The sequence below is a fragment of the Streptococcus sp. 544 genome (genome assembly GCF_013277385.1).
GTDB classification, from domain to species: Bacteria; Bacillota; Bacilli; order Lactobacillales; family Streptococcaceae; genus Streptococcus; species Streptococcus mitis_BA.
This window is the reverse complement of sequence record NZ_VMMU01000006.1, coordinates 341,566-361,535: the sequence shown is the minus strand read 5'-3', so window position 1 is coordinate 361,535 and position 19,970 is coordinate 341,566. Positions and strand designations below refer to the sequence as shown.

The window sequence follows — 19,970 nt, the reverse complement described above, 5'->3', positions numbered from 1 at the left end:
ATCTCAAATAAGTTATCAAATCTAGTATAAATTATGAGCGGCTACTCTAATACTTTCCCTCTAAACAAGAAGAAGGCTTACACTCAAGGGTTTTCTTAACCCCCTTCGTTACAACGTTTTGACGCTTTTACTAGCAAAGGTACATACTCACAAGGAACTTTGCTTGACTATTGAATCTCTCCCACCTCTTCTTTAACATATCCTTCTACATCTTCAATCTCTACAAACATTGAGTCTAAATGTGATAAGAAATGCCAATCTTCGGCACCTTTTTTTCTGTAGAGAATCGCTTCGCCGTCTTCACTTCCGAAAAAGCTTCTGTCGATTTCATATCCACGGCTTTCTAAGAAGTCTTTTGCTTTACGATAGTTCGTTTCTCTTGTTTCGACATAGGCTTTAACTTCATGGTTGTTAACGACATATGCATCGATTTTTGAATATCCTTCGATTACTCTATCGTTTTTGAGGGATAAATTTGAAATCTCTTTCCAAATAATGTCTACATTTTCCTCAGGATCGAACATAAATTTAGATAAAGGAACAATATTTCCGTTAAAAATAATTTCCATATAATCCGGTATGTTTTTAGGATTAAAATACTCCACTTCAAAACCATCTTCTGTTTCCAGAGTGTATCCCGGAATTTGAGCTACAAAGGCTTTCCCATCTTTTATGGAATCAAATGCGACTAAATCTTTAGAATAATTATTTTGATATAACTCTAATATAATCATTTATAACCTCATCTAAATTATCCGTAGATTGATTTTTCAGAATATAATACTGATTAGTTACCCTTAGGATATAGTAAATTCTTTTTTCCACCTTCTTAAAACATCATTTCAAGGCTACACACTCAGCGGTTCGCTGTTACCGTATCGTTTCGTCGTAAACTCCTTACTCTACGACAGCTATCCCATTGGCAGACTCAAAAGGTTCACCGAACATTTTGAAGATTAACTTCGTTTAACTAACAAACTTACACACTCAACATGTGTTAATATTCTTCTTTTATACTAATAAACAAAAGGCAATGAAAATCATTTTAAAATGATACTGTGGAACGGAAAGATTTTCGCCAGTTGCAAAAGAAACGACATTCATCATTCCACTTGAAATTACAACAGAAAATTCTTTAACATCGATTATCTAGATAGACCGATTGTTACCTTCAATAATGGATATACTGATCTAAATTTTAAAATGTTGTTTCCTTACTAATCCTATTACTCGCCAATATTGTATAAATTAAATAAGTAATAAATATGATAATAAAAATAAGATTAATTTTTAACACAAAATAGAGATTTAACAAATTTGCGAATGCATGAAATAATAGACAGTACCCCACAGATTTCGTTTGACGATAAAGAAGCCCTAAAACAAAACTTAAAAATAATGTATATATAAAAAATAAAATAAAAGGAAATCCTTGATGGCTTTCTCCAACTATAAACCATAAAGGCAGATGCCAAATCCCCCAAATTGATCCTACAATCAAATTAGATTGCCAATAAGTATATTTTTTATCAAGTAACGGTTGTAATATACCTCTCCATCTTAATTCTTCATGTCCACCACCAAAAAAAATTAATTGTATAAAGAATAGCGGCATCAGATAAATTGATACTCCGTTTAATTCTAAGGAAGATACAGAAAATAGTATCAAAATTGCTAACAAATGAATAATGAAATAAATACTACTATTTTTTCTTTTATTAAATACAAAATGTTTAAATTTTATATTATTACTTTTCAAATAAAAGCCACTTGCAATAGCTGGACCAAGTGCACCTACTATATGTAACATTCTCCCTATAAATGTTTCTAATCCCAAAATATGAGATTGCGTAAAGATGGCAAGAATCCCCCAAGCTATATAAGTAATTCCAAATGTACAATAAAGATAATTTTTTAAATTCCTTTTATCAATTTCTGTCATTTTATCTTCCTAATCTTGATTATTTTATGAATAATATTTTTATTGCTTCTTAGTTGCTCTCGGTTATAACTACCTATATTCTATCACAAAAATAGGAGCAGTTTAATTGACTGTTCCTGTTTTTTTATTACAAATATTCTCGAACAATTATCGTCACAACAGAATATAATTCATAGTTTACGTTTAAGTACTATTTTGTTACTAACTAGCTAACAAAAAGAGTGAGGAAATCAAACGTTTCCACCACTCTTTTGTATTCTATTATAGATAAATCGATGTTCTTTCACTATCTATTTTCTCTGTAATTTCAAATGATTTATCTTTCAGATTAGCTCTTAATTCTGCCACTGTATTGGCATCGGTATTGGTCCAACTGATGTGGATAGTATTAGCGTCTTCCATATCAACAGCAAACTCTCCATCAAATGCTGCGCTGGTATTACGGAATTTGAGCAGATCGAACAAGGACTGGACAAACTGGGCGTTGAACTTCTCGCTCAATTTCTTCCAAATCATAATAGTGACGGTTGATGTTGCGGCCTTCTTTGGTTGATTCGAGCAATTCGATATCATTTTCTCCTGACAACAAGCCAACGTAGTAAATCTGCGGAATACCTGGTGCAAAACATTGAAGCACACGTGCCAAGAGATAGGCTTGGTCATCATTTCCTAAAGTTGAATAGTAGGTACAATTTATCTTATAAATATCCAAATTGTTGTAGGCCTCTGAGCTGTAAATCTTTTTGACATTTGCTCCTTGGGTATAGAGGGCTTCTCTTGTCGCCTCTGTTTCAACATCTGTTAGCAAGTCCTTGACATCGACCACTCCGATACTATCGTGCGTGTCCAAGGTTGTAAATTGCTTGCGAGGGCAGATTTCCATCCAGTGAACAAGACGGTTGACATTACCTGAATAAAGAGCATGAAGAACCAGCATTGGAAGGGCAAAGTCATAGACATAGTGGTCTTGCTAAGCGATTTTTTGCTGAATGGTGTAATGTTCATGAATTTCTGGAAGAATTTTCACTCCTTTTGGTGCCAATAGCTGACGCGGAAAATGAAGCATTTCCCAAATATCTGGTTCAACAAAGAAACAGTTAGTGCCGATTTTCTTATTGGCGTAGGCAAAGGAATCCAAGCGAATAATGGAAGCTCCGTGGTCCGCCAGCTGTTCCAGATTTTCCTGAATAAAGCGACGAGTTGTTTCTGTTGTCACATCGAGGTCGATCTGTTGCTCATCAAAGGTACACCAAACTTTTTCCTCACTACCATCAGCAAACTTGGCAATGCGATAGGGAGCACGTGGCTTCCGTTTGTAAATCAGGTCTACATCTTCCTGAGTCGGCCCACTGTTTGGCCAAAAGTTTTTGTAGCGGATAAACAAATCCGCATAGGCAGACTCATCTTTCTTTTCTAGGAAATCAAGGAAAAAGGCGACTTGGCTGAGATATGGTTAATCATGAAATCAAACATGAGGTAGTAGTCTTGACTGAGTGCCTCAATATCGCTCCAATCTCCAAAAGCCTCATCAACCTTGGTATAGTTCATGGGTGCAAACCCGCGGTCGCCTGACGATGGAAAGAAGGGAAGAATGTGGACACCACCGACCACATCTTTCAAAGGGCCTTCTAAGACCTACTTCAAGTCTTTCAGATTTTTTCCAAGACTGTCTGAATAGGTAATTAACATTGCTTGATTTTTTACTTTCATAACTTGCTCTATTTACCTTCCTCAAAGCGTTTATAGACTGCTATAAATTCCTCAGCAATCGTTCGAAAACCTTCTGCACTCATTAACTGATCCTCAGCATGCATCAGAAGTAGACCTGTTTGGCTTAATGCCCCATTCATTTCTTTTGTCAAAAGTGAGTGGTGAGCATTGTGTCCCTGTACAAATGCTTCTTCGCCTTGTTTAATTCTATCTTTAGCCTGCTCGAATTCACCCTGCTTAGCCAATTGAATAGCATTGATGTACATAGATTTTGCTGTTCCTACATAGGTGATAATTTGAAAACACACTTCGAGTACTTTTTCGTCCATTTTAATACCTCTCTTACCAATCTTCATCTTCTAAATCGCTTGTTTCTTGTATTACAGCTTGTAAAGCTTGTTTATCCATCTGTTTAATAAACGGATAATAAACAAAGAAAGACATAACCAAAATAAGTGTTTGCAACAAGGCTGTTTTCCAACCACCGATGATAAATCCTGAAATAATTGGAGGACAAGTCCACGGAACTTGAACGGCACCATACATAGGTGTCAGTCCAAAATAAATCGCTGAATACTGGATGATACAAGATAAAATAGGCGTTAATATAAAGGGAGTTGCTAAAACTGTATTCATTACAATCGGCAAACCAAAGAGCACCGGCTCATTGATATTAAAGATGGCTGGAACCATTTCAAGACGTCCAAGAATTTTTAGTTGTTTTGATTTTGCAAATGCAACCATGTAAACTACCAAACCAATCGTAATCCCGGCACCTGTAACATTGATAAATTGATCAAAAAATTGAATCGTCACAATATGACCGCCATTGGCTAGATTTAATTCTAGGCCCTTATCTAAAATGGCTTGGTTTTCCAAAGCATTCGCCTGTAGCAAGCCACTCATGATGCCACCAACTACAGTTGAGCCGTGAACCCCAAACATCCATAAGAATGGTACAAGGAAACACATAAGCACCGCACCAAACAATGAGTCAGTCAAGCCTTGCATTGGTGTTTGAATAAGATTATAAATCACTTCAATCGTTGTGACCTTAAACAATTGTTCAACAAGTCCGACAAAGATCGTTGCCGCTGTGATGATAACAGTAGCAGGAATCAAGGCTGAAAATGCGTTGGCTACACCAGTTGGTACGCCATCTGGCATTTTGATTTTGATATTTTTCTTCAAAAACCAAGAATAGCTTGCTCCTACAATCAAACCAACGATAATGGCACCAATCATCCCTTTCCCGGAAGTCCAATCCTTCAGAATAATGTTACCAACTACATCCCCATTTTGAGAAATCAAACTGGAAGGCTGGATTAGCAAGAAAACTGCTAGGGCAATGACACCTGCCCCAAGCGGCTCCTGTTTTTCTAGCTTAGCATAGGTATACGCAATCCCAATGACTGTTACAATCGCACTGATATTAAAGGTTGCACCAATTGCTTGATTGAGAACAGGGGTAATACCACTAGTTTCTAACATCGTTGCTAGAGCTGGAACTGGAAGATTGGCCAAGATAAGAAAGATGGAGCCAACAATCAACAATGGCATAGAGAAAACAATACCATCTTTTATCGCTGTTACACCTTTGGTATTGACAAAGGCCATCATCCCATCAACAAACTTTTTAATCAGTTTATCCTTCATCATCTTCTCCTTATTTTTTCATCATGTAAGCTTGTTTAAGAACTGCCATACCGTTTGCAGTGCCATAATCAGCCATTGCAATCACTTCTACAGGAACATTGTGAGAAGCACAAATTTCTTTTGCTTTTTCAAGTTGGAAACCAACCTGTGGGCCTAATAGAGCCACATCAATATCTCCAACTCTTTGTTCCAATTCACTGATGGAATAAGCTGCAATTGTTGCATCTTTCCCTTTTTTCTGAGCCGCTTCTTTCATTCGCTCAACCAAAATACTTGTTGACATACCTGCTGCACAAAACAATCCAATATTCATTTTAATTACTCCCTATAATTCGTTTCCATTTGATGTAATCACTTTTTGATACCATGTAAAGGAATCTTTCTTCATTCGTTGCAAAGTTCCTTCGCCATTATTATTCTTATCGACATAGATAAAGCCATAACGCTTCTCCATTTCACCTGTACCAGCACTAACAATATCGATACAGCCCCAAGGGGTATAACCAATGACATTTACGCCATCTTCTTCAATCGCTAACATCATTTGTTCAATGTGTTGTTTGAGGTAATCAATGCGGTAAGAATCATGGATTCCATCAGGCTCTACCTTATCATAAGCACCGAATCCATTTTCAACTATAAAAAGCGGACAATGATAGCGATCGTATAAAAGATTTAAGCTATAGCGTAATCCCTCAGGATCAATCTGCCAACTCCAATCGCTTGATTCAATATAGGGATTTTTCTTAGTATAAACATCTTTGAAAAGTTCTTCTGTTTCCTCAGATGCTGTAGCAGTCACTGTATCACTCATATAGTAACTCAAGCCAATATAATCTACACAACCTTCTTTTAGAGTTTCTAGATCTTCTGGTAAAATATCCAGTTTGATATTATTTTTTCGACAAAAGGCCTCGATATAGTAAGGACGCTCTCCAAAAACATGAAGATCTCCATAGTGAAATAAACGATGCTCCATTGCCTTCTGGCTAGCAAGTATATCTTTTGTATCACATGTATTCGGATAAAATGGTACCATTGCCAGCATACAACCAATTTTGAAATTTTTATTGATTTTCCGACCCAATTGTACAACTTTTGCAGAAGCCACTGACTGATAATGGATAACCTGCTGTAGTACCTCAACTGGATTTTCATCTTCTTGATAAATGACACCAGAATTAGTCCATGAGCACCAAGGAACATTAATTGCACCTTGATTATTGATCTCGTTAAAGGTCATCCAATACTTAACTTTGTCCTTATATCGTTCCATGACGACTTCCGCAAAACGAACAAAGAAATCAATCAACTTGCGATTACGCCAAGCACCATACTTAGTAACTAGATGATAGGGCATTTCAAAGTGACTGAGTGTGATGACCGGTTCAATTTGACGAGCTAGCAGCTGATCAAATAAATCATCATAAAATTTCAACCCTTCTTCGTTAGGTTCTTCTTCATCTCCATTTGGGAAGATACGAGTCCAGGCAATCGAAGTTCGAAAACACTTAAATCCCATCTCAGCGAATAATTGTATATCGTCCTTATAGGTTCTGTAAAAATCTATTGCATCATGATTCGGATAATATTCGTCAGGTAAGACGCCATCAGTAATCTGTCGAGAGTGGCTAGCACTTCCAACCGTCATCACATCGGCTATCGAAATGCCTTTTCCACCTTTATCATATCCTCCTTCAATTTGGTGAGCAGCAACTGCCCCACCCCATAAAAAGCCTTCTGGTATTTTTGCCATTTTACCAATCCTTTCTGTATTTTGTACTAGCGCTATGAACAAGTCTATTTTATAACATACTGTATCTGCTGACAATAGATATTGAGATAGAAAATAAATGTACAGTCGAACAATATTTGTTACATAAAAAAAACAAGAGTTTTCACTCCTATTTTTTTAAATAAACTTGGTAACGTAAGGATTCTAAAAAATAGACAACTGGAATCTGAGTGGTCAAATTAGTGGAACGTAGCGAGGAATCTGCGTAGGCAACTGGCATAAAGTAGGATAAATTTATATCCGATAGCTGTGATAAAGTGGAAATATCTGTATTTGTCAGACTAACAATCTTAGCATTTCTTTCTTTGAATCCCTGTACCAGAGTTAGAACTTCTTCTGTCTCACCGCTGACACTTAGAGCAATAACCAAAACATCCTCCAAATTAGAATGATGCAATTTCAGAGAATAAAATGGGTTAGTAATAGCAAAGCTAAGAATACCGATTCCAGAAAAAAGATATGAGCCATATTCTGCCAAACTTAGACTAGTACCCACCCCTAAAAAGATAACTTGTTTGGCTTGAACGATCAAGTCTGCTATCTCTGATAGTTGTTTTTTTAAAGCTTCATCTTGGACACTAGTCTGTAAAAATTGTATTGCTGGAATATCAATAGGAAAGTAGTGACGATGTTTATTTTCCTTATCTTCCGACCTTGACAAGGCATATTTTAAATCATTGTAGCTATCAAATCCCATCTTTTTCGCAAAACGAATGATGGTTGTTGTCGATAGATTTATAGATGTCGATAGCTCTCTGATAGTCATCGTAGCAACTTTATCTCTATGTTGCAATATAAAATTATACACGCTTAATTCACTATTATTTAGCCCTTTTACTTTATGATAATCAAATAAATTCATAGACACCCTTATGCTTTTGTAGTATATAGTTGTTTCATTAACATTTCAATAATGAGAATAACAGGTACCTGCGTCGTAATATTAAACCCATTTAAAAATAATTGAGGAACATGATAGGTTATGGAGCAATCAGATAGCCTTGACAATGTTGATTCCAATGTATTTGTGATGGCAATAACTGGACAACCTTTTTCCTTTAATTTTTGTACAATTTTCAATGTTTGAGAAGTCTCACCAGATTCGGATAAGGCAATGACACAAGTTTTTTCCATACTGTTTTGTAGCACTGGTTGCCAAGGATCTTCAATACACATACTAAATTTGCCAATATTTGAAAAATAGCGCGCTCCATATCGACCTAAAGTTCCAGAGGAACCAATTCCGACAAAAACAATCTGTTCAACTTTCTTTAAGATTGCCACAGCCTCCATAATCAGCTGTAAAAAAGTATCTTGCTCAGTATAATCAATGAATAGCTTCAAAGAATGATTGTCTTGATTGTTTAAAATAATTTGCTCATTTTTTAAATATTCTTTATAAGCAATCTTAAAATGGCTATATCCATCAAATCCTAGATGCTTGCAAAATCGTTGTACGGTTCCAACTGATACATGTGCAAGTTGGGACAATTCCTTGATTGTCATAGAGGATATATTTTCATTTTCTAAAATAGTTGTATAAATAGCATTTTCTAAGTCGTTAAAACTTGCTACAACCTCATAACTAAACATATAATTCCTTTTTCTATCTCTATTGATTTGCTTACAATGTAACAAAAAACTAATAACCAAAGTGTTCTACACTAAAATAATGGAGAGCATAAGGCTATAAAACCAAGTCAGCATTAAAATCTATTAGAAAACCAGACGAATCAGATTTGTCTAACGAGACATGGTTAAGAGAAAATACTTTAAAACAGTATTGCCTTATGTCCTAGATTATATCATATTTTTGAGCATACTTTGAGTATTGTTAGTTAATTGACTTAAAAGAAACATAACAAGAGCTTATCTCTATTAAATTGTCTCAATTTCAATCGCCCATTCTGGAGATATGTAAGGTGGGGACGTTTCTATTCCCACAATCTCCTTGTCAATGGAAACAAACACGTACCCACAGGGTAAATGGAAATAGAAACTGATAATTTCTAGCTATCACTTCTATTCATTCCAAAAATTTTCTCACTCTGATACTTCCCCACGCCAATACAAAAAGCCTTGCAATCAAGGCTTTTCGTTATCCCTTTCATTCAAAGGTTTCTAGGTTTTTACGAGCAGAGCAACACACTCCACGTGATGCGTCTGAGGAAAAAGATCCACCGGCTGGACTTTCTTCAACTCGTATCCCAATTCTCGGTAGAGTTTGATATCACGCGCCATGGTTGCGACATTGCATGAGATATAGGCGATGCGGTCTGCTCCTGTTTGAGCGCTTGCCTTGATAAAGCTTTCTGTGAGACCTTTTCTTGGTGGGTCCACTAGGATAAGACTTGGTTGAATCCCATCTTTAAGCCAATTCTTCATAGCATTTTCAGCTGTGTCACAGACATAGTGGGCGTTTGAAATATTGTTCAGCTGAGCATTTTTTTTACTATTCTCAACCGCTTCTGGAATGACTTCAACACCGTAGACTTCTTTGACATGCTTGGCGACTGATAAACCAATGGTTCCAATACCAGAATAAGCATCAATAACCACGTCATCTTTTTTTAACTCTGCAAAGTCAATGGCTGTTTGATAGAGTTTCTCCGCCATTTCAGTATTGACCTGATAAAAGGCTGGTCCAGCGATTTGGAAGTCATTTCCCAACATCTGGTCCGTAATATAGTCTTGACCATAAAGAGTGCGCCACTCCTTACCAAAAATCGCATTGGTATTCTGGTCGTTGATATTTTGCATGACAGACACAATCTCTGGGAACTGCTTGATAACTTGTTCAATCAATTGGTCAACACGAAAAACTTTTGGACGAGTTGTCACCAAAATAACCATGATTTGCCCTGAATAGTGTCCGCGACGCACCACAAGATTACGAATCAAGCCAGCTTGTTCCTTTTCATCATAAGGTTTCAAATCATAACGGCGGAGCAAGTCACGTAGGGCTACTACTAGCTCGTCAATCACAGGATCTTGGATAAAGAAATCTTCTAGAGGCATGAGGTCATGCGAATTCTTACGGAAAAATCCAGTTTCCAAGACACCATTAACACGACGAACAGGCACCTGTGCCTTGTTGCGGTACTTGACTGGATTTTTCATACCCAAAGTTTCAGCAACCTCTATATCAGTAATTCCAGCAATCTTGTATAGACTGTCCTTGACTTGCTTAGTTTTAAACTTGAGCTGTTCTGGATAAGAAAGGTGTCCTAAATCCGCGATTCCTGAACGCAGGTAAGCCAAATCTAGATCTTGATTACGGTGTGGTGACTGGACAAGGTATTTTTCAACTTTTCCAAAGCCAATCTTTTTATTGACCTTGAGGACACGCATGAGAATTTTTTCACTCGGTAAAGCATTCTCTACAAAAAAGACCAAACCATCCACCTTGGCCACTCCTGCACCTTCATGGGTCAAGTCAACAATTTCAACTTCTACAATATCATTTTTCTTTAACATTCTCTTCTCTTTCTATTGGCCGACAAAAAAGACGGCAACGTTACGGTTACCATCTATTATACCATGATTTTTCTTAAGAACCAAAACTCTTGAAGAAGTTGACAATGGCTTGCCAGAGGGAGCTTAAGAAGTTCCCACCGTCCTCTAGCGCCTTATCCGCATCAAAATTAAGGTTGATATTTTTAAAACTGTCGCCAGCTTGTGAAACAATACTTTGTTTAAGGTCATTTAGGGTTTTAGTGAAATCTGCATTGCTGAGGATATCACTCTTTGAGAGATTCAAAGCAAAATTGATGATGATATTGATTTGGTTTCCTGTTATAACCTGATCAAGTTTGTAATTTTTCAAGGTATCTTCAACAATTTTACGGACATCTTCCTCTGTCAGATTTCCCTTGCTTTCTTTAGCTTTGGCGAGTCCTGACTTGATATCGGCTAGGGCAACGTTTAATTTATTAGCATCATAGCCTGATTTGTCCTTATTTTCAGCATTGATATCTGACAAAGCCTTTAGCTCTTCTTGAGCCAAATCTTTATTGGCCTGCGGCACCTTGGCTCCATTAGCTTCTAGCGAATAATAAATCCCTGCTAAAGCACTTTCTCCTGTAACGGGAATAGGGGCTGCTACAGTGATTTTGGCGTGTTCCACTCCTAAAGTTACGGCTGCATTGCGGTACATATCCTGCGTCACCTTAGTAATGTTTTCTGGTGTTTCAATCTTTACCTCAAGTGGTGATTTGTCACCTAGCTTTTGAATCTTGGCTGATGAATACAATTGTAAGCTAGAGTCATTGGCCACATTCATGATTTTAGAATAGACATCAGGTGTCATAGTCTTGAGTTCTTTAGTATCTGTTGAGGCATTGTAGCCTAGTTTTTTTAGAGTTTGATTTTTTTGATCTTCAGACAATGAAGAACCTAGGACATATTCAGGTTGAACATAGGTTTCATCGATGACTTTTTGAACATCTGTTGCTGCATGGGCGCTATTCATAGCTGTTACTGCCCACAAGACCGCAGCACTGGTCAGAAAGAGTTTCTTTCTCATAGGGATTTTCCTCCTTTACCTTTCTAGAGTAATATATCTATCTTAAAGAAAACTTATAACAAAAACACCTGGGCTAGCCAGATGTCGAAAAGAGAGTGAAACATTTGATGATGTAAAGGTTGAGTTGCACCTGTCTAGAATAATAATAGTTTCCTCCATTTACATAAAGTTCTGCACCGTGAAAAACGGAAATGGGGTGAATATAACTATAAGTCTTTCCAGTCGTATTGCCAAGCAAGGGAGCAACAGTCTCACGAGAATACTGTTTAGCCAGTGCTAGGGTGTTTTCCTTACCATTTTGGGCGATAAAATCGATATAGGCAGGTCCAAAATTATAAGCTTGAACAGCTGTCCAGACATCAACACCCTGCTTCTGGGCCAGATAGAGATTGTCTGTCAGAGTTTGAACGCCTTGCCGAATGCTAGAGGCATTATCATTGATGGTGTTGATGGAACCACTTGCAGACTCACTAGACTGCATAACATCGCCTTCTTTTCCTTTTGTTTCGGTATAAATCATAGCGAGCACAAGCTCTTCGTTTGCTAGGGTGTCTTTTTCACTCAAAATTTCTCGTACCATGGGTTGATAGGTCATGACTTGCTTGACATCTTGGTGAACGCGGTAAGCTTTATAGCCAGCAAAAAGGAAGACTGCTAGTACAAGCACTCTTCGAATTCGTTTAAACATTATTTACTTTGGATATCCTCGATATTTTTGATTAAGATAGAGTAAGTTCCATTGTCGTTTTGGATAAACTCAACAGACTCGGCGTCTTGATAGACGTTATTGGGAACGATGAGCTCAATTCCATTTGACAAGGAGAGTTTTTGGTTTTCAAATTTCTTAAGCTGACGACTGGCATCAATTTCATCAAATTGAACAGGCTCTGGTACAGTTTCCTTGACTTGATCAATAAAGCTCAGACGAGCAGTCAGATTATTGTCAAAAAGGTCGTTGGCCAATTTTTCAGGTGACAATTCATTGCTTTCTTCCAGATTGTTAAAAATAGCTGATTTGACCTTGGATTGAAATTGAAAATCATCTGTGTTAAAAGATTCGGCAATTCTCTGGGCTGTCTTTTCCAGTTCCTTGATAGATTTCTTAGGAGAAATCTTAGGGGCGACTGCAAGAAGATTATCTGAAAAATAGTTCAAAAAAGTCCCATTGTACTTGATTCGTTTTTCAATCAGATGGTACTTGCGACTCTGAAGATTGACTACCAAGGCCTCATCAGCCCCTGTTCCAAATCCAGGTAGGTTATTCTGAGTCAGCTTGATTGGATTATCAACTTCTCCTCCGAGGTGAGTCAAGGTCTCCCGCAGGGCAATTCGCAAGAAAGCGAAATGTTCTACACCTTCTTTAGAAAATTGCACAAAAATCAAGTCATTGGTCTTGAGGTTTTCAGAAATACTGAACTCTTCTTTCCAGAGATTAGCCAGTGTTACTGATGTCTCCAACAAATCGTCTGTGATATGATTGAAGAAGGGATTTTCTTCCTCGAAAATCCCAGTCTTGGCTTCATCTGAATACACACGTTCAATTTTTTTACGCAGGTATTCTTCGATTTTTGGAGTAATATTGAGAAATTTATCCGCTAGAAACAGCTCGGTATCATCCGGGCTGAACTGATGAATAATAGCTTTCTTAATATAAATGTCCATAAAAGTATTAGTCCTCGTATAGTGGGAAGGCATCTGTCAGCGCTTTGACTTCGCTTCTCACTTCTTCTAAGACAGCTTCATTTTCTGCATTCTTGAGAGTTTTAATGATGAGTTCAGCCACTTTGCGACTTTCTTCTTCACCAAATCCACGTGCAGTAATGGCTGCTGCTCCGATACGAATACCACTTGTCTTGAATGGTGACAAGGTTTCGTAAGGGATTGAGTTTTTATTTAGGGTAATATTGACTTCATCCAGCAAGTTTTGGGCAACTTTTCCGTTTTCTACAACTTTAGTCACATCCACTAGGAAGAGGTGATTTTCAGTCCCGCCAGAAATGATACGGAAATCAGTGTCTTGCAAGAAAACATCTGCCATAGCCTTGCTGTTCTTGATAACATTAGCAGCATATTCCTTGAAGGCTGGATCTAATACTTCTTTGAAAGAAACAGCTTTAGCTGCTACAACATGCTCCAAAGGGCCGCCCTGAATACCAGGGAAAATAGCTGAATTGATTTTCTTAGCTAAGTCTTCATCATTGGTCAAAATCAAACCACCACGTGGTCCACGAAGGGTTTTGTGGGTCGTTGTTGTAGTGATATGAGCGTATGGTACTGGGCTTGGATGTAGACCAGCAGCAACCAAACCAGCGATATGAGCCATATCTACCATGAGCTTAGCACCAACGGCATCTGCAATTTCACGGAATTTTGAAAAGTCGATAATTTGAGAATATGCTGAAGCACCTGCTACAATCAGTTTTGGTTTTACTTCTTGGGCTTGTTTCAAGATAGCATCAAAATCCAAGAGTTCCGTTTCAGGATCTACACTATAAGAAACAAAGTTGTAGGTTTGACCAGAAAAACTAACAGGAGCTCCGTGGGTCAAGTGTCCACCTGCTGCCAAATCCATCCCCATAACGGTATCACCTGACTCAATCAAGGCCATGTAAGCCGCACAATTGGCTTGGCTTCCTGAGTGAGGTTGGACATTGGCGAATTTAGCACCGAAAATTTCTTTTGCGCGTTCAATAGCTAGAGATTCTACCACATCTACTACATCTGTTCCACCATAATAACGGTGTCCTGGGTAACCCTCGGCATATTTGTTTGTCAAGATAGACCCTTGAGCTGCCATAACAGCCTTGGAAACTACGTTTTCCGAAGCAATCAACTCGATATTATTCTGTTGGCGTTCTTCTTCTTTGGCAATAGCATTCCAGAGATCAGCATCGTATACTTTAAAATCATCTTTGTCAAAAATCATAGGTCTTCTCCTTTATTGTGTGACTAGTCCATTAGTTTGATTTTACAATAAGAAAATAAACTAAAAGATGCGAATAAACCGTTTCTGCATTTTATCACAAGTATAACCAACTTTTTCATAAAATGCATGAGCACCCAGACGATGATCGGCAGAGTTTAAACGGATAAACCCATAACCACGTCTTTTTGCTTCTTGATCCAACCCTTGCAGTAAGCTTTTACCAATACCTTGATCTTGCGCTTGAGGTGAAACTGCTAAGGATAAAATATTAAATCCTGCTTTAGAATAAAGTGATTCATAGACCTCAGCGTGGACATATCCAAGCAACGCATGACTAGCTTCATCCTCATAGCCAAGAAGGAAATGATGGGAATCCTGAGATAATCTAGCTAGTTGACTAGCTGTATCCTCTTGACTAAAAGAATAACCCAAAGCATCTTGGTTGATGTCACAAATAGCTTTCACATCAGTTTCTATTAAATTTCTTAGCATTTCATGCCTCCTCCAAAGAAATCTCTGGCAACCGAGCAAGAATATCTTCTCGCTTAATGGCCCCTTGGCGTAAGATTTTCACCTTGTCTCCAGACAAATCTATAATAGTCGAATCTTGTCCAGTTAGAAAAGCATCGTCTTCCAGACCCAGAACCTCTTGGTCAAAATCCTTCAGAATTTGTTCAAAGGTTACTCCACTTGCCTGACCTGAGATATTGGCAGACGGCCCAATCAAGGGACCTGTCTTTCGAATCAAATCAAGCGTGATGGGATGACTGGGAATTCGAAATCCAACAGTCGCGAGACCAGAATTGACCCAATAGGGAACTCGGTCATTGGCTTCGAGAATAATGGTCAAGGGACCTGGTAAAAAGGTCTCTACAAGTTTTTGTAGATAAGTTGGCTGATTCTTAGAAAAGTGCAAGATGTCCTCGAGAGAGGCGATATTGAGATTGAGGGCCTTATCTCTAGGACGACGTTTGAGCTGGTATACATGATTAACTGCTTTTTCATCTAAGGCCTTAGCAAAAAGACCGTAAACTGTCTCTGTAGGTAAAACGACAGCTCCACCATTTTCCAACTCTTGTTTAATCCTGTCCATCATCAACCACGACCATCCTATCTTGACCAAATTGGTCCTTGAGTGTTCGTACTCGCTTTTCAGTAAGATGTTTCCTAAAAAGTTCAGGAACACTTTGACCTTGCTTGTATCCAATTTCAAGGTAAATCTTGCCACCGTCTTTGAGATAGTCTGTTGCATCTTCCGCAATTCTACGGTAAATAGCTAGGCCATCCTCGTCTGCAAAGAGAGCTAGATGAGGCTCCGAATGCAAAACATTCAGGCCGACCTCTGACTCATCTTCACGAGAGATATAGGGTGGATTGGAAACAATTATATCATATTTTTCAGAAATTTCTGTAAAACAGTCAGATTTTTTTAAAAATATTTGAAGATTTTGATTTTTAGCATTTTCGTTAGCTAAATCTAAAGCATTTTGGGAAATATCTGCTGCTGTCACTGACCAATCTGGTCTATTTTTTGCTAGAGCGAGAGCAATAGCTCCACTACCTGTTCCAATATCCAGAACAGAAAGATTCCTCTCAGGATTTTCAGCCAGGATAAGCTCCACCAACTCCTCTGTTTCTGGACGAGGGATCAATACTCGCTCATCCACTTTTAACTGCATTCCATAAAAATCTGCCTGTCCAATGATGTACTGGGCAGGTTTATGAGCTGCCAACTGTTGGAAAATTCCTTTTACAAATTGTTCTGCTTCTTCTGTTACCTCTTTCTGGAGGGCAAAAACAAAGTCCGTAAAAGATAGATTTTTCAGGCTACGATAGACAAAAGAGAGGCTTTCAGCTTCCTCTCCTTGTCTTATCAACTCTTCTTCAAAATCTGAAAATAATTGAGCTAATTTCATTATTTGTTTAATTCTTCTAATTTTTGTGTTTGGTCATAAAGCACCAAGGCGTCCACAACTTCGTCCAATTTACCAGATAAAATCGTATCTAGTTTTTGGAGGGTTAAGCCGATACGGTGATCTGTAACACGGTTTTGTGGGAAATTATAAGTACGAATCCGTTCTGAACGGTCACCAGTACCGATTGTTGACTTACGCTCAGCGTCTTGTTCATCCTGAGCAATTTGTGCAAAGTGGTCAGCAACACGCGCACGGATGATTTTCATGGCCTTCTCACGGTTCTTCTGCTGAGTACGTTCTTCCTGCATTTCGACCTTGATATTGGTTGGCAAGTGAACGATACGAACGGCAGTCGCAACCTTGTTGACGTTCTGTCCACCAGCACCAGAGGCGTGATAGATGTCGACACGAAGGTCTTTTGGATCAATGTCGTATTCAATCTCTTCAACTTCAGGCATGACAAGAACTGTCGCTGTCGAAGTATGAACACGACCTTGACTTTCTGTCACAGGGACACGTTGCACACGGTGGGCACCTGATTCGTACTTGAGTTTAGAGTAAACCGACTGACCAGAAACCATAGCAACCACTTCTTTAAAACCACCGACACCATTCATAGAGGCTTCCATGACTTCAAAGCGCCAACCTTGGGCTTCCGCATACTTTTGATACATGGTTAGCAAATCTCCAGCGAAAAGTGCCGCTTCGTCTCCACCAGCTGCTCCACGGATTTCAAGGATGATATTCTTGTCATCGTTTGGATCCTTTGGAAGGAGCAAGATTTTCAATTTTTCTTCGTATTCTTCTTTTTCAGCCTTGGCATCTTTGAGCTCTTGCTTGGCCATTTCTTCCAAGTCCGCATCTCCACCTGATTCCTTAATCATCTCTTCAGCATCAACGATGTTTTGAAGGACTTGTTTGTACTCACGGTAGGCTGTTACGGTATCACGAGTTGAAGCTTCTTCTTTTGAAAGCTCCATAAAACGTTTGGTGTCAGAGACCACATCCGGGTCACTCAGCAATTCTCCTAATTCTTCATAACGGTCTTCTACAGCTTGTAGTTGATCATAGATGTTCATTTTTCTTCATTCTCCTTATTGATTTCAGGGGCAAAATAATGTTTACGGCAAACCGAGATATAGGTTTCATTACCACCAATCTGGATCTGTTCTCCATCGTAAACGGGCAGTCCATCCTGTGTACGCAACACCATGGTCGCCTTTTTCTTGCAATACTGACAGATGGTCTTGATTTCGTCAATCTTGTCTGCTAAAAGCAAGAGATACTTGGAACCTTCGAACAATTCATTACGAAAGTCATTTTTCAAGCCAAAAGCCATGACGGGTATGTCTAACTCATCAACAACACGAGCTAGATCATAAACATGATGACGTTTGAGAAACTGGGCTTCATCGACCAACACACAGTAAGGTGTTTCTGGTAGGTCTCGGATAAATCCAAAGATATCCGTCGTTTCTTCAATCGCAATGGCAGGGCGTTTCATGCCAATACGACTCGACACATAGCCAACACCGTCACGAGTATCAAGAGCTGAGGTCATAATCACAACACCTTTTCCTTGCTCCTCATAGTTATAGGCCACCTTGAGAATCTCAATCGTCTTACCAGAGTTCATGGTCCCATAACGATAATACAACTGTGCCATGTTTCTTGCTTCACGTCCATTTCTAAATTTTTGCTACATTCTAGTATATCATAATTTTCTTAAGCTTTAAATGGCAAAATGTGGTAAAATAGAAGAAATCAAAACTAGTGGAGGAAGCCATTATGCCATTTGTACGCATCGATTTATTTGAAGGACGCACGCTCGAGCAAAAGAAAGCTCTTGCTAAGGAAGTAACGGAAGCGGTTGTCCGTAACACTGGAGCCCCTCAATCTGCTGTCCATGTCATCATCAACGACATGCCAGAAGGAACTTACTTCCCACAAGGGGAAATGCGCACCAAATAAGTTAGCTTAAGCAGAATTGCTTAGGCTTTTTCAATCTCCAAGTAACATCCATTGAAGAAATAGCCTAAATTTGTTACAATTTGAAAAGAGACTTGGAAAAATTTCCAAGAAAAGAGCTATTAATTAAAGGAAACATTATGATTACACGTGAATTTGATACCATCGCTGCTATCTCTACTCCACTAGGTGAAGGGGCTATTGGTATTGTCCGCCTGAGCGGAACAGAAAGTTTTGCTATTGCGCAAAAGATTTTTAAAGGAAAAGACTTGAACAAGGTTGCCAGCCACACTCTCAACTACGGTCACATCGTTGACCCTCAGACAGGAAAAGTCATGGACGAAGTCATGGTTGGAGCCATGAAATCTCCAAAAACCTTCACTCGTGAAGATATTATCGAGATTAACACTCACGGTGGGATTGCCGTGACCAATGAAATTCTCCAACTAGCTATCCGTGAAGGAGCTCGATTGGCTGAGCCTGGTGAATTTACTAAACGTGCCTTTTTAAACGGTCGCGTAGACTTGACACAGGCTGAGGCAGTGATGGATATCATCCGTGCTAAGACTGACAAGGCTATGAACATTGCAGTTAAGCAATTAGACGGCTCCCTTTCTGACCTGATTAACAATACCCGGCAAGAAATCCTCAACACACTTGCCCAAGTTGAGGTTAATATCGACTATCCTGAATATGACGATGTTGAGGAAGCTACTACTGCAGTTGTCCGAGAGAAGACAATGGAGTTTGAACAATTACTAACCAATCTCCTTAGAACAGCCCGCCGTGGTAAAATCCTTCGTGAAGGAATTTCCACTGCCATCATCGGACGCCCGAACGTTGGAAAATCCAGCCTCCTCAACAACCTCTTACGTGAGGACAAGGCTATCGTTACAGACATTGCTGGTACCACACGTGATGTCATCGAAGAATACGTCAACATCAATGGTGTTCCTCTCAAATTGATTGATACAGCAGGTATCCGTGAAACGGATGACATTGTGGAACAAATAGGTGTTGAGCGTTCGAAAAAAGCCCTCAAGGAAGCTGACCTAGTACTACTAGTGTTAAATGCTAGTGAACTGCTGACAGCCCAAGATCGCCAACTTCTTGATATTAGCCAAGATACAAACCGCATTATACTTCTTAATAAAACCGACCTGCCTGAAGCGATTGAAACTTCGGAACTACCTGAAGATGTTATCCGTATTTCAGTTCTTAAAAACCAAAATATCGATAAGATTGAAGAGAGAATCAACAACCTCTTCTTCGAAAATGCTGGTTTGGTTGAGCAAGACGCTACTTACTTGTCAAATGCCCGTCACATTTCCTTGATTGAGAAGGCCGTTGAAAGCCTACAAGCTGTTAACCAAGGTCTTGAACTAGGTATGCCAGTTGACTTGCTTCAAGTTGATTTGACTCGAACTTGGGAAATCCTCGGAGAAATCACTGGGGATGCTGCTCCTGATGAACTCATTACCCAACTCTTTAGCCAATTCTGTTTAGGAAAATAAGAAAAATCCATGATCGTT

The 19,970-nt window shown here is 38.8% G+C and carries 20 protein-coding genes and 1 pseudogene; 2 read left to right on the top strand and 19 right to left on the bottom strand.

Translation table 11 applies throughout. The features are described from left to right. Window positions 1-167 precede the first annotated feature (167 nt). The 19 genes and pseudogenes from HT728_RS04470 to HT728_RS04380 all read right to left on the bottom strand — a co-directional run bounded on the left by HT728_RS04470 (window position 168) and on the right by HT728_RS04380 (window position 18,136). Complete coding sequence (locus HT728_RS04470) at window positions 168-734, bottom strand: hypothetical protein (RefSeq protein ID WP_050971352.1); 567 nt, start codon at window positions 732-734, stop codon at window positions 168-170. Window positions 735-1,198: 464 nt separating this feature from the next. Beyond that, entirely contained in the window at window positions 1,199-1,942 is a 744-nt protein-coding gene (locus HT728_RS04465) for a CPBP family intramembrane glutamic endopeptidase (protein WP_050971353.1), read from the bottom strand. Between the two features lie 261 nt (window positions 1,943-2,203). Then, a pseudogene (gene gtfA / locus HT728_RS04460) lies at window positions 2,204-3,652 on the bottom strand (sucrose phosphorylase). Between the two features lie 8 nt (window positions 3,653-3,660). Beyond that, complete coding sequence (locus HT728_RS04455; protein ID WP_173218364.1) at window positions 3,661-3,981, bottom strand: PTS lactose/cellobiose transporter subunit IIA; 321 nt, start codon at window positions 3,979-3,981, stop codon at window positions 3,661-3,663. 13 nt (window positions 3,982-3,994) lie between these two features. Further along, window positions 3,995-5,308 (bottom strand): PTS sugar transporter subunit IIC, encoded by a 1,314-nt coding sequence (locus tag HT728_RS04450; protein WP_173234012.1) that lies wholly within the window; start codon window positions 5,306-5,308, stop codon window positions 3,995-3,997. A gap of 10 nt (window positions 5,309-5,318) precedes the next feature. After that, window positions 5,319-5,621 (bottom strand): PTS sugar transporter subunit IIB, encoded by a 303-nt coding sequence (locus HT728_RS04445; protein WP_001020606.1) that lies wholly within the window; start codon window positions 5,619-5,621, stop codon window positions 5,319-5,321. Window positions 5,622-5,633: 12 nt separating this feature from the next. Beyond that, window positions 5,634-7,064: a 6-phospho-beta-glucosidase gene (locus HT728_RS04440; RefSeq protein WP_173218360.1), complete on the bottom strand. Its 1,431-nt coding sequence runs from the start codon at window positions 7,062-7,064 to the stop codon at window positions 5,634-5,636. 148 nt (window positions 7,065-7,212) lie between these two features. Further along, window positions 7,213-7,965 carry a MurR/RpiR family transcriptional regulator gene (locus HT728_RS04435; protein ID WP_023932686.1) on the bottom strand — a complete coding sequence of 251 codons (753 nt, stop codon included), beginning with the start codon at window positions 7,963-7,965 and terminating at the stop codon, window positions 7,213-7,215. Between the two features lie 8 nt (window positions 7,966-7,973). After that, the gene (locus HT728_RS04430) at window positions 7,974-8,696 is read right to left on the bottom strand and encodes a MurR/RpiR family transcriptional regulator (protein ID WP_173218358.1); all 723 of its coding nucleotides are present in this window, start codon (window positions 8,694-8,696) and stop codon (window positions 7,974-7,976) included. A gap of 528 nt (window positions 8,697-9,224) precedes the next feature. Beyond that, entirely contained in the window at window positions 9,225-10,580 is a 1,356-nt protein-coding gene (rlmD, locus tag HT728_RS04425; RefSeq protein WP_173218356.1) for a 23S rRNA (uracil(1939)-C(5))-methyltransferase RlmD, read from the bottom strand. A 73-nt stretch (window positions 10,581-10,653) separates the two neighbouring features. Next, window positions 10,654-11,628: a DUF1002 domain-containing protein gene (locus HT728_RS04420; protein WP_042751122.1), complete on the bottom strand. Its 975-nt coding sequence runs from the start codon at window positions 11,626-11,628 to the stop codon at window positions 10,654-10,656. Window positions 11,629-11,701: 73 nt separating this feature from the next. Further along, complete coding sequence (gene pmp23 / locus HT728_RS04415; RefSeq protein WP_173234010.1) at window positions 11,702-12,316, bottom strand: cell wall hydrolase Pmp23; 615 nt, start codon at window positions 12,314-12,316, stop codon at window positions 11,702-11,704. Further along, the gene (locus HT728_RS04410; protein ID WP_173234008.1) at window positions 12,316-13,290 is read right to left on the bottom strand and encodes a nucleoid-associated protein; all 975 of its coding nucleotides are present in this window, start codon (window positions 13,288-13,290) and stop codon (window positions 12,316-12,318) included. The genes pmp23 and HT728_RS04410 overlap by 1 nt, the downstream gene beginning before the upstream one ends. A gap of 7 nt (window positions 13,291-13,297) precedes the next feature. Continuing rightward, window positions 13,298-14,554, bottom strand: coding sequence for a serine hydroxymethyltransferase (gene glyA / locus HT728_RS04405; RefSeq protein WP_173234006.1), 1,257 nt, complete (start codon window positions 14,552-14,554; stop codon window positions 13,298-13,300). 60 nt (window positions 14,555-14,614) lie between these two features. After that, the gene (locus HT728_RS04400) at window positions 14,615-15,046 is read right to left on the bottom strand and encodes a GNAT family N-acetyltransferase (protein WP_173234003.1); all 432 of its coding nucleotides are present in this window, start codon (window positions 15,044-15,046) and stop codon (window positions 14,615-14,617) included. 1 nt (window position 15,047) lies between these two features. Next, complete coding sequence (locus HT728_RS04395; protein ID WP_173234001.1) at window positions 15,048-15,650, bottom strand: L-threonylcarbamoyladenylate synthase; 603 nt, start codon at window positions 15,648-15,650, stop codon at window positions 15,048-15,050. After that, window positions 15,634-16,470, bottom strand: a complete 837-nt coding sequence (gene prmC, locus HT728_RS04390; protein ID WP_173233999.1) for a peptide chain release factor N(5)-glutamine methyltransferase — start codon at window positions 16,468-16,470, stop codon at window positions 15,634-15,636. The genes HT728_RS04395 and prmC overlap by 17 nt, the downstream gene beginning before the upstream one ends. After that, window positions 16,470-17,549, bottom strand: a complete 1,080-nt coding sequence (prfA, locus tag HT728_RS04385; protein ID WP_173233997.1) for a peptide chain release factor 1 — start codon at window positions 17,547-17,549, stop codon at window positions 16,470-16,472. The genes prmC and prfA overlap by 1 nt, the downstream gene beginning before the upstream one ends. Next, entirely contained in the window at window positions 17,546-18,136 is a 591-nt protein-coding gene (locus tag HT728_RS04380) for a thymidine kinase (protein WP_173233995.1), read from the bottom strand. The genes prfA and HT728_RS04380 overlap by 4 nt, the downstream gene beginning before the upstream one ends. Window positions 18,137-18,258: 122 nt before the next feature. Here HT728_RS04380 and HT728_RS04375 point away from each other — a divergent pair, with 122 nt between their 5' ends. Beyond that, entirely contained in the window at window positions 18,259-18,441 is a 183-nt protein-coding gene (locus tag HT728_RS04375; RefSeq protein WP_001117401.1) for a 4-oxalocrotonate tautomerase, read from the top strand. A gap of 137 nt (window positions 18,442-18,578) precedes the next feature. Beyond that, the gene (gene mnmE, locus HT728_RS04370) at window positions 18,579-19,952 is read left to right on the top strand and encodes a tRNA uridine-5-carboxymethylaminomethyl(34) synthesis GTPase MnmE (protein ID WP_173233993.1); all 1,374 of its coding nucleotides are present in this window, start codon (window positions 18,579-18,581) and stop codon (window positions 19,950-19,952) included. Window positions 19,953-19,970 lie beyond the last annotated feature (18 nt).